The 10,244-nt window shown below is 64.5% G+C and carries 10 protein-coding genes; all 10 read left to right on the top strand.

What is annotated here, in order from left to right; genetic code table 11:
* Positions 1-61 precede the first annotated feature (61 nt).
* From RAD16_RS27345 to RAD16_RS27390, 10 genes are read left to right on the top strand one after another with little or no spacing between them, the layout of a single operon-like run.
* A complete protein-coding gene (locus tag RAD16_RS27345; protein WP_458160933.1) occupies positions 62-997 on the top strand; it encodes a branched-chain amino acid ABC transporter permease in 936 nt (311 codons plus the stop codon).
* A complete protein-coding gene (locus tag RAD16_RS27350; RefSeq protein WP_458160934.1) occupies positions 994-2,775 on the top strand; it encodes a branched-chain amino acid ABC transporter ATP-binding protein/permease in 1,782 nt (593 codons plus the stop codon). Before RAD16_RS27345 ends, RAD16_RS27350 begins: the two co-directional genes overlap by 4 nt.
* Positions 2,762-3,469: an ABC transporter ATP-binding protein gene (locus RAD16_RS27355; protein ID WP_458160935.1), complete on the top strand. Its 708-nt coding sequence runs from the start codon at positions 2,762-2,764 to the stop codon at positions 3,467-3,469. The genes RAD16_RS27350 and RAD16_RS27355 overlap by 14 nt, the downstream gene beginning before the upstream one ends.
* 35 nt (positions 3,470-3,504) lie before the next feature.
* Complete coding sequence (locus RAD16_RS27360; protein WP_458160936.1) at positions 3,505-4,740, top strand: ABC transporter substrate-binding protein; 1,236 nt, start codon at positions 3,505-3,507, stop codon at positions 4,738-4,740.
* A gap of 33 nt (positions 4,741-4,773) precedes the next feature.
* A complete protein-coding gene (locus tag RAD16_RS27365) occupies positions 4,774-6,012 on the top strand; it encodes an ABC transporter substrate-binding protein (RefSeq protein ID WP_458160937.1) in 1,239 nt (412 codons plus the stop codon).
* Between the two features lie 28 nt (positions 6,013-6,040).
* Entirely contained in the window at positions 6,041-6,421 is a 381-nt protein-coding gene (locus RAD16_RS27370) for a carboxymuconolactone decarboxylase family protein (protein ID WP_458160938.1), read from the top strand.
* Between the two features lie 15 nt (positions 6,422-6,436).
* Entirely contained in the window at positions 6,437-7,207 is a 771-nt protein-coding gene (locus RAD16_RS27375; protein ID WP_458160948.1) for an SDR family oxidoreductase, read from the top strand.
* Positions 7,208-7,231: 24 nt separating this feature from the next.
* Positions 7,232-7,972 carry an SDR family oxidoreductase gene (locus tag RAD16_RS27380; protein ID WP_458160939.1) on the top strand — a complete coding sequence of 247 codons (741 nt, stop codon included), beginning with the start codon at positions 7,232-7,234 and terminating at the stop codon, positions 7,970-7,972.
* Between the two features lie 23 nt (positions 7,973-7,995).
* Positions 7,996-8,712 (top strand): GntR family transcriptional regulator, encoded by a 717-nt coding sequence (locus RAD16_RS27385; protein WP_458160940.1) that lies wholly within the window; start codon positions 7,996-7,998, stop codon positions 8,710-8,712.
* A gap of 24 nt (positions 8,713-8,736) precedes the next feature.
* On the top strand, positions 8,737-9,711 hold the full coding sequence (locus tag RAD16_RS27390) for a tripartite tricarboxylate transporter substrate-binding protein (protein WP_458160941.1): 975 nt from the start codon (positions 8,737-8,739) through the stop codon (positions 9,709-9,711).
* The last annotated feature ends 533 nt before the right edge of the window (positions 9,712-10,244 follow it).

Genomic DNA, 10,244 nt, shown 5'->3' on the forward strand with positions numbered 1-10,244 from the left:
GGGGAAACATGGTCGACTTGGAGACCAGCTTAGAATCGTCGGCAGCGCGGAGGCGGGGCTGATGGAGGGATTTCTGCAAGCGCTCGCCGCGGGCCTGTTGATCGGCGCCGTCTACGGCCTGATGTGCGTCGGGCTCGGACTGATCTTCGGCGTGATGCGCGTCATCAATTTCGCCCATGGCGATTTCATGATGCTCGGCATGTATACCGCCTTCTATCTCTTCACCGCTGCCGGCGTGCAGGCGCTGTTCGGCAACACGGCCGGACCGTTCGTTGCCATTCTTTTGGCTGGCCCCGTGCTCGCCGTGTTCGGCTATTTCGTCCATCGGACGCTGATTTCGCACGTGTCGGGGACGCGCACCGCCTCGCTCGAAGGCGAAGGCCACTACGCCCAGCTCATCCTCACGCTCGGCATCGCGCTGATCCTGCAGAACGGCGGCCTCATCGTATTCGGCTCGGTACTGGCCTCGATCCGCACGCCGCTGTCGAGCTCGGCCTGGGAACTCGGCCCCTTCTTCGACATGAGCATCTTCCTCAACAAGGCCCGCAGCATCGACGCGATCGTCTCGCTGGCCATGATGATCCTGCTCTCGCTGCTGATCACGCGCACTCGCATCGGCAAGTCGCTCCGCGCCGCCGCCGATAATCCGACCGCCGCGACCTATATGGGCATCGACGTCGACCGCGCGCACCGCACCGCCTTCGCGCTCGGCTGCGGCATCACCGCGATTGCCGGCGGCCTGCTCGCGACCAACTATCCGTTTCATCCCTTCGTCGGTCTCGAATACGTCATCGTCATGTATGCCGGCGTCGTGCTCGGCGGCATGGGCAGCATCATCGGTGCCTTCTGGGGCGGCATGACCATCGGCCTCGTACAGCAGATGTCGACGCTGATCCTGCCGACGCAATTGCAGAACGCCGCGATATTCGCCGTCTTCCTCCTCATCATCTTCTTTCGTCCGCAAGGCTTCTTCGGACGCATGGTCGAGAGGACATGACCATGCTCCGGATCCGATCCTTTCTGCCTCCCCTGCTCTTCACGCTCGCCTATGCCGGCATCTCGCTTGGCGTCACCAACTCCTACTATCAGCTGATCCTGACGCTGGTGCCGGTGTGGGCGGTGTTCGGTCTGTCCTGGAACCTGCTCAGCGGCTACACCGGGCTGATCTCGTTCGGCCACGCCGCCTTCTTCGGCATCGGCGCCTATGCGACCGCGCTCGGGCAGATCTACTTCAACATTTCCCCCTGGCTGCTGATCCCGATCGCAGCCATGCTCGGCGGCATCGCCGGGCTGCTGATCGGATTTCCGACCTTCCGCCTGCAGGGCCACTATTTCGCCCTGGCGATGCTCGCCTATCCGCTCGCCATTCTCTACGTCTTCGAGTGGCTCGGTTTCCAGGAGGTGACGCTCCCGATCAAGCGCGACGCGCCCATCGCCTATATGCAGTTCGCCGATCCCCACATCTACACGCTGCTGGGGCTCGCCATCATGCTGGCCACCATCGTGCTGACGCAAGTGATCGAGCGCTCGCGTTTCGGCATGGCGCTGCTTGCGATCAAGCAGAACGAAGCCGCGGCCGAAGCCGCCGGCATCAACACGCTGGCCTGGAAACTGCGCGCGATCACGCTGAGCGGGGCAATCGCCGCCGCCATCGGCGGGTTCTATGCGCAGGTCCTGCTGGTCGTGACCCCGCAATCGGTGTTCGGCATGCTGGTCTCGGCGCAGGCATTGACGGTCGCGATGTTCGGCGGCGTCGGCTCGGTCTGGGGTCCGGTCATCGGCTCGGTGATCCTGATCCCGCTCGCCGAGATCCTGCACGCCGAGGCCGGCGCGCGGATCCCCGGCATTCAGGGCGTCATCTTCGGCCTCGCCATCGTCTGCGTCATCCTGCTCGCGCCGGAAGGCTTGTTCTGGAAACTGCGCGATCTCCTGCGCAAACGAACTGCATTGAAGGCGACCGTCAGCGACGCGCCGGAAACAGCGGCAGCCGCCAACGTCACGACGCTGAAGCCCGCCGCGCGGCAGCGCGCGGCCACCGGTCAAGTCGTGCTCGAGGTCCGCAATCTCTCGCGTTCCTTTGGTGGCCTCAAGGCGGTGCAGGACGTCAGCTTCAAGCTGCACCGGAACGAGATCCTCGGCATCATCGGTCCCAATGGCGCGGGCAAGACGACGCTGTTCAACCTCCTCAACGGCTTTCTGAAGCCGAGCCAGGGCGAAGTGCTGATCGACGACCGCAACATGTCCGGCCAGCGGCCGCACGTGATCTGCGAGGCCGGCATCGGCCGCACCTTCCAGGTCATGCGGCCGTTCCTGCGCATGTCGATCCTCGACAACGTCGTGGTCGGCGCCTATGTGCGCGCGCGGTCCGACGAGGAGGCGCGCAAGATGGCCGCCGACGCCGTCGCGCGCGTCGGACTCTCCGCCGTCGCCGATCGGGTTGCCGGCGAGCTCTCGACCAAGGAGCTGCGGTTGATGGAGCTTGCCCGCGCGATCGCCGGCCAGCCGCGCATTCTGCTGCTCGACGAGACGCTCGCGGGCCTCGGGCACGGCGAGGCGGACGAGGTCGTCGCCGTGATCCAGCAACTCGCACGCGATGGCATGACCATCGCCATCATCGAGCACACCATGCAGGCGATGGTCCGCCTGGTCGACAGCTTCCTCGTGCTCGACCACGGCGCCGTCATCACCGAGGGCCTGCCGGAAGTGGTGACGCGCGACAGCCGCGTGATCGAGGCCTATCTCGGCAAGAAGTGGGTGGGCCATGCTGCGAATTGAGGGATTGAGCGCGGGCTACTCCGCAAAGCCCGTCCTGAACGACGTCTCGATCAATGTCGGCGCCGGCCAGTTCGTGGCGATCGTCGGCCCCAACGGCGCCGGCAAGACCACGCTGTTCAAGACGATCTCCGGCATCGTGAAGCCGAGCGGCGGAAAGATCACGTTTGACGGCGTCGATCTGCTCGCAGTGCCGCCGCCGCAGCGCGCCCATCTCGGCATCGCTCACGTCCCCGAGGGCCGCCAGGTGTTCCCGTCGCTGACCGTGATGGAGAACCTGGAGATGGGCGCGATGACCGAGAGCGGCCGGCGCAACTGGCAAGCCAATATCGAGCGCATCTTCGAATGGCTCCCGGTCCTGAAGGAGCGCCGCGGTCAGTTTGCCGGCACGATGTCCGGCGGACAGCAGCAGATGCTCGCGATCGGCCGCGGCCTCGCCTCCTCGCCAAAGCTGCTGATGCTGGACGAGCCCTCGATGGGGCTCGCACCGTCGACCGCGGACTTCATCTTCGAACGGCTGATCGAGATCCGCCGCCAGTCCGGGCTGACCATGCTGCTGGTCGAGCAGCGCGTCGCGGAAGCGCTGGAATCGGCCGACCAAGGCTACGTCCTCGAAGCCGGACACGTCGTGCTCGAGGGCAACAACGACACGCTGCGCGCCGACGACCGCGTGCGCAAAGCCTATCTCGGCATGTGACCAACATAAGAACAAAGACAAAGGGAGAGAACATAATGCGGAAGACATCGAAAGGACTCTCGCGCCGTACCGTACTGTCCGGCGCCGCCGCCGTCGGCCTTGCCGGCGTGGCACGCGCACAGACACCGGCCGAAGTGAAGGTCGGGCTGATCGTACCGCTGTCCGGCATCTACACCCGTCCGGGCCAGGTGATGAAGATGGGCGCTGAGATGGGGATCGAGCACATCAACGTGCAGGGTGGCATCAAGGCGCTCGGCGGCGCCAAGCTGAAGCTGGTCGTAATCGACTGCGGCGACACCACCGAGAAGGCCAAGAACGCGGCGCAGCGCATGGTGGCACAGGAGCCCGATCTCGTCGCCGCCACCGGCTCCTACCTCTCCTCTTTCACGCTCGCAGTGACCGAGGTGACCGAGCGCGCCGAATTGCCGATGCTGACGCTGTCCTACTCGGACCTTTTGACCGACCGCGGCTTCAAATACATCTTCCAGACCGCCGCGACCGCGAGCCGCCAGTCCGAGCTCGGCCTGCCGACCCTGATGAAGCTCGCCGAGAACGCGTCCGGCAAGCGCCCGAAGACCGTGGCGATGCTGATGGACAACACCGCGACCTCGGTCGCCACGGCCAAGGCGCTGAAGGAGAAGCTGTTGGCGCAGGAAGGCCTCCAGCTCGTCCTCGAGGAAGTCTGGACCCCGCCGCTGTCGGATGCGACGCCGCTGATCCAGAAGGTCCGCTCGGCAAAGCCCGACCTGCTGCTGTTCATGCCGAATGCGGTGTCGGACGCGAAGCTCGGGCTGGAGAAGATCAGCGAGTTCGGCCTCGGCCAGGGCAAGATCCCGACGGTGTCCTTCAGCATCACCATCGCCGAGCCCGACATGCTCCAGAGCGTGAGCCCCGAGATCGTGCAGGGCATCATGACCATCGTCGCGAGTTGGGGCGCGAAGGGTCACGAAGCGCTGATCGCCGAGCTCAAGGCCAAGTACAAGGAGCCCTGGGCCACGCAGAACGTCATCTCGACCTATGGCGACATGTGGGTGATGAAGGAAGCGCTGGAAAAGGCCGGCAAGGCCGACCGCAACGCGGTCGCGCAGGCCTTACGGACGCTGGATGCCGGGGATTCGAAATATTATCCGGGCGGTCAGCTCAAGTTCGACGAGAAGGGCCGTCGCGTCGGCGCTGGCGTCGTCATCGTGCAATGGCAATCGGGCGTGCCTGTCACCGTTTATCCGCCCGAGCTCGCGCAGGCCCAGCCGTTCTGGCCGAAGAAATCCTAGGCGTCGCGCGATTTTTCAGGGAGGGGAATTGTCATGACTGCAAAGAGCAAGATCACGATCACTCGCCGAACATTGCTTGCCGGCGCCTCCGGCGCGCTGATCGCATCCCGCTCGGCCTGGGCGCAGCAACCGTCCGAAGTGAAGGTCGGCCTGTTGGTCCCGATCTCCGGGATCTATGCCCGGCCGGGCACGGTGATGCGCGAAGGCGCCGAGATGGCGGTCGATCACATTAACGCGCAGGGGGGCGTCAAGGCGCTCGGCGGCGCCAAGTTGAAGCTGGTCGTGCTCGATTCCGGCGACACCACGGAGAAGGCCAAGAACGCCGCCCAGCGCATGGTGGCGCAGGAGACCGATCTGGTCGCGGCCAGCGGCGCATACCTGTCCTCATTTACGCTCGCCGTAACCGAGGTGACCGAACGCGCCAACCTGCCCATGCTCACCCTCTCCTACTCCGACCTCATCACCGAGCGCGGATTCAAATACGTGTTCCAGACCGCGGCCACCGCGGGTTCGCAGGCAAAGCAAGCGTTGCCCCAGCTCATCAAGCTGGCGGAGTCGGCCTCCGGCAAGCGGCCGAAGACGGTTGCGATCCTGACCGACAACACGGGAGCCTCGATCGCCTCCGCAAAAGCGATGCGCGAGGGCCTGCTGGCGGAGAACCAGTTGCAGTTGATCGTCGACGAGACATTCACGCCGCCGCTGGCGGACGCGACGTCACTGGTGCAGAAGATCCGCTCAGCGAAACCCGATCTGCTGTTCTTCCTGCCGACGGTGATCTCGGACGCGAAGCTCCTGCTCGAGAAGATGAACGAGTTCGGCCTCGGCCAGGGCAAGGTGCCGACGATCTCGTTCGGCATCGCGATCGCCGAGCCGGACATGCTGCAGACCGTGAGCCCCGAACTGCTCCAGGGTGTGCTGACCTGCGTCGCAAGCTGGGGCGCCAAGGGCCACGAGGCGCTGATCGCCGAGCTGAAGACCCGCTACAATGAGCCGTGGATGACGCAGAACGCGATCTCCACCTATGGCGACATGTGGGTGATCAAGGACGCGCTGGAGAAGGCCGGCAAGGTCGATCGCGTCGCCGTCGGCGAGGCGCTGCGGACCATGGATGCCGGCCCGTCAAAATATTACCCGCTGGGCGAGATCAAGTTCGACGAGAAAGGCCGCCGCGTCGGCGCCGGCATGACCATCGTGCAGTGGCAGGCCGGCGTGCCCGTGACGGTGTTCCCGCCGGAGCTCGCGCTGGCAAAACCGTTCTGGCCGAAGAACTGACACCGCCTAACAAGAAACGGAGAACATCATGGACAAGGCGACTTACGACCGCGGTCTCGAAATCCGCAAGAGCGTGCTCGGCAACGAATTCGTCGACAAGGCAATCGCGTCCGCCGACGAGTTCAATCGCCCGATGCAGGACCTCACCACGGAGTATTGCTGGGGTTACGTCTGGGGCCGCGAGGGCCTCACGCGCAAGACCCGCAGCTTCCTTAACCTTGCAATGCTCTGCGCACTCAACCGTCCGCACGAACTGAAAACCCACGTCCGCGGCGCCCTAGCCAATGGCGCAACGCGCGAGGAGATCCGCGAAGTCTTCATGCAGGTCGCAATCTATTGCGGCGTGCCGTCCGGCGTCGACGCATTCCGGAACGCCAGGGAAGTCTTCGCCGAGCTCGACAAGAAGTAACGGAGCGTGGCTGCGATGAAGGACAAATGGGCACTCGTGACCGGCGCGACAGCGGGCCTGGGCCTCGCGATCGCGACAGGCCTCGCCGGCGCAGGCGCCAACATCGTCCTTCACGATCTCATAGCGCCGAAGCAGGCCGCGGATGATCTGCGCGCCCGCTTCGGCGTGGAGGTCATCGCGGCCGGCGTCGACCTCGCCCAGCGCGAGCCGATCGAGGCCATGATGGCCGATCTGCTCGGCCGCTGCGGCTCCGTCGACATCCTCGTCAACAATGCCGTGGTCCGGCATTTCTCTGCTATCGAGCAGTTTCTGCCCGAAAAATGGGAACAGGCGTTGGCCGTCAATCTCTCGGCCCCGTTCCATCTGATCCGCCTGGCGCTGCCGGCCATGAAGCAGCGGGGCTGGGGCCGGATCATCAATATGGGCTCGATCTATTCGAGCCGTGCGGTCGAGGACCGCATTGACTACGTCACCACCAAAACGGCGATTTTGGGCATCACCCGCGCCGTCGCCATCGAGACGGCCCGTAGCGGCATCACCTGCAACACGCTTTGCCCGGGCACGCTGCCGACGCCCGCCATCCTGAACAAGATCGCGACGATCGCGTCGAACAGCGGCCGTCCGATCGACGACGTGACCCGTGAATATCTCGGCGAGCGCCAGCCGACGCAGCGTTTCGTCGAAATGAATGCCGTTGCCGCTATGGTCGTCTTTCTCTGCGGTCCGGCCGCAAACGACATCACCGGAGCCAGCCTGCCGATCGATGGCGGTTGGTCCGTCGCATGAAGTCATTGGAATGGGAGTGCTGCGATGACTGAACAATCGAGCCAGACCGTCGTGCTGACGGGCGCCGCCGGCGGCATGGGACGCGCCATCACCAAGGCGCTGCTGGAGAGCGGCCGCCGTGTCGTGCTGGTCGATCGCGACGCCAAGGCACTTCAGGAGCTGGCAGCGACCTGCGGGGACGCCGTGTTTCCGATCCAGCTCGACATCAGCGACGCAAAGGCTGTGGATGGCCTCCCGGACGCCATTCCCGGTCATTTCAAGCCGGTCGACGTTCTCATCAACAACGCCGGCCACGATATCGGCGGGCGGACCCGCTTCGACATCGGCTCGGCGGACGACTGGTCCAACATCATCCAGACCAACCTGATCGGCCTGATGCGCGTCACGCGGGCGATCCTGCCTGACATGGTCCAGCGCAATACCGGCCATGTCGTCAACATCAGCTCCATCAATGCGGTCCGGATCGTGCCCGACATGGCCGCCTACAGCACCAGCAAGGCGGGCGTGCACATGTTCACCGAGACCCTCCGCGGCGAGCTGGCGGAAACCGCAATTCGGGTCACCGAGCTCCAGCCCGGCCTGACCCGGACCAATATCATCCTGACCCGCTATCGCGGCGATCAGCAGAAGGAAAAGGACTATTTCGACCAGTTCAGGATGGCGCTCGATCCGGCCGATATCGCCCGCTCCATCGTCTTTGCTCTTGACCAGGCGCCGCACGTTCAAATTGCCGAAATGATGATTCTGCCTGTAAACCGGTACTGACTTTTCCCAACCAGGATCCGGACATGGAAAGACGTAGCGAATTGCAGTCGACACTCCGCATCGAGGACGTCCCGACCGTCCGGGCGATGGTCGCGCAAAAGCTGCGCGAGGCGATCATGTCTGGAACGCTGAAACCGGGCCAGCGCCTGGTCGAACGCGAGCTCTGCGAAATGATGGGTGTCAGCCGCCCCTCGATCCGCGAAGCGTTGCGCGCCCTCGAGGCTGACGGGCTGGTCAATTCCGTCCCCCACCGAGGCCCCGTGGTTTCCACGATCAGCCTGGAGGAAGCGCGGCAGCTCTACGCGGCACGCGCGGTCCTCGAAGGATACGCCGGCCGCGAATGCGCCCGGCTCAACGACCCCGAGGTCGCGCGCCGAATCGGTGATGCGCTCGCGCGGCTGAAGGCGGCCGCCGCCAAGCAGGATCTGGTCGGCTGCCTGGAAGCAAAGACAGATTTTTACGGCGCGCTGATCGGCGGCTGCCGCAACGCCTTCATCGAGCGCATGCTCAAGCCGCTCCACGACCGCATCCAGCTGTTGCGGATCACGTCGATGTCGCAGCCGAAGCGGATCAACAAGAGCCTGCGCGAAGTCACCGCGATCTGGCGCGCGATCCAGAGCGGCGATGCGGACCTCGCCGAGCGCTGCTGCGTCGACCATATCAACGCGGCCGCCGTGGCCGCGCTCGACATGATTGAAAAATCGTCGGCGGCCAAGGAGGCGGCGCCTTCCGACGACTAAAAAATTGCCGCCAGGGAGTGTTCGATGACGTATCTCGTACGATCGCTGATCCTGTTGTTCCTGCTCTCCCCTTGCGGCACCGCGATCGCGGACGACTACCCTTCCCGCCCGGTCACGATGATCGTGCCGTTCTCCGCCGGCGGCCCCGGCGACGTCATCGCGCGCATCCTCGGCAACGCCATGAGCGCGACGCTGAAACAGTCCATCGTCATCGAGAATGTCGTCGGCGCCGGCGGTACGCTCGGCACCAACCGCGTCGCCAAGGCTGCGCCCGATGGCTATACGCTGCTGCTGATGCATGTCGGCCAGGCCACCGCGCCCGCGCTCTACGCAAAACTGCCGTTCGACCCTGTCAGCGACTTCGCCATGATCGGGCTCGTGACCGATGTGCCCATGATCCTGGTCGCCCGGCCGAACTTTCCGGCCAACGATCTCGGCGAGATGATCGCACGCATCCGCAGCGAGGGCGACAAGATGACCTTCGGCAATGTCGGTCTCGGCTCGGCCTCGCAGCTCTGCGGCCTGATGTTCATGAGCACCACCGATACAAAGCTCTCGCAGATCTACTATAAGGGCGGCGGACCAGCGCTGAACGACGTCATAGCCGGCCATATCGACGTCTATTGCGATCCCGCGACCGGGCCTACGCCGTACATCCAGTCGAAGACGATCAAGGGCTACGCCATCACCAGCAAGACGCGCGTCGCGACCTTGCCTGACGTACCGACCTCGGCAGAAGCCGGAGTTCCCGAATTCAATGTCACGACCTGGTATGGCCTCTATGCGCCACGCGGCACGCCGAAGCCCGTCGTCGACCATCTCGTCGGCGCGCTGCAGACGGCCCTGAAGGATCCCGCCCTGATCAGCCGCTTCGCCGAACTCAGCATGACGCCGGTCGAGACCGAGCGCGCAACCCCGGAAGCGCTCGAAACGTTCCTGAAAGCTGAAATCGGCAAATGGGGACGAATCATCAAGTCGGCCGGAATCGAGCCGCAGTAGTGAGAACATATGGACAGACGTTCATAGCTGATTTCATGACGGCGCCTGGCCCGACCGCAGGGATTCTGGATTGCTTCGTCGCTTTGCTCCTCGCAATGACGGCCCTACCAGCCCTGTCATCCTCGCGCAACCGCGAAGCGGTTGTCGCTGGAGGTGCGAGGCATGGGACGCAACGCGTCCCATGGGGAGCCTCAAAGGATGAGCGGCCACGATGCAGCCGGGCTGTCGCCCTTCGAGGCTTGCTCTGCGGCGCGATGCGCCGCAGAGCGCGCGCCTCCAGCGACAATGGCTTCGCCATTGCGCGGGGGTGACGGTCATGGAATTGTGCGCGGTTCATCAAAGGCACACCTTCTCGCTCTCGCGGCTCACTTCGCCCGAGCTTTGCTTGGTCACTCCACCCTCTTGACCAAGAGGGCGCAGGGAAGGCCGGGTGCCGGCTGGCACCCGCGGTCTGCTGCGCGAAAGGTAGCGCAAAGAGACCGCACAGCAGCATACAGGTGAAGCCCAACACACGGCCTTCCCTGCGCGATGGT

This window comes from Bradyrhizobium sp. 18BD (assembly GCF_054185225.1).

What these genes read in the sequence shown, in the direction of transcription:
- RAD16_RS27350 (WP_458160934.1), top strand. Translation starts at nt 994, where the DNA reads ATGACCATGCTCCGGATCCGATCCTTTCTGCCTCCCCTGCTCTTCACG.
- RAD16_RS27345 (WP_458160933.1), top strand. Translation starts at nt 62, where the DNA reads ATGGAGGGATTTCTGCAAGCGCTCGCCGCGGGCCTGTTGATCGGCGCC.
- RAD16_RS27355 (WP_458160935.1), top strand. Translation starts at nt 2,762, where the DNA reads ATGCTGCGAATTGAGGGATTGAGCGCGGGCTACTCCGCAAAGCCCGTC.
- RAD16_RS27390 (WP_458160941.1), top strand. Translation starts at nt 8,737, where the DNA reads ATGACGTATCTCGTACGATCGCTGATCCTGTTGTTCCTGCTCTCCCCT.
- RAD16_RS27375 (WP_458160948.1), top strand. Translation starts at nt 6,437, where the DNA reads ATGAAGGACAAATGGGCACTCGTGACCGGCGCGACAGCGGGCCTGGGC.
- RAD16_RS27360 (WP_458160936.1), top strand. Translation starts at nt 3,505, where the DNA reads ATGCGGAAGACATCGAAAGGACTCTCGCGCCGTACCGTACTGTCCGGC.
- RAD16_RS27370 (WP_458160938.1), top strand. Translation starts at nt 6,041, where the DNA reads ATGGACAAGGCGACTTACGACCGCGGTCTCGAAATCCGCAAGAGCGTG.
- RAD16_RS27380 (WP_458160939.1), top strand. Translation starts at nt 7,232, where the DNA reads ATGACTGAACAATCGAGCCAGACCGTCGTGCTGACGGGCGCCGCCGGC.
- RAD16_RS27365 (WP_458160937.1), top strand. Translation starts at nt 4,774, where the DNA reads ATGACTGCAAAGAGCAAGATCACGATCACTCGCCGAACATTGCTTGCC.
- RAD16_RS27385 (WP_458160940.1), top strand. Translation starts at nt 7,996, where the DNA reads ATGGAAAGACGTAGCGAATTGCAGTCGACACTCCGCATCGAGGACGTC.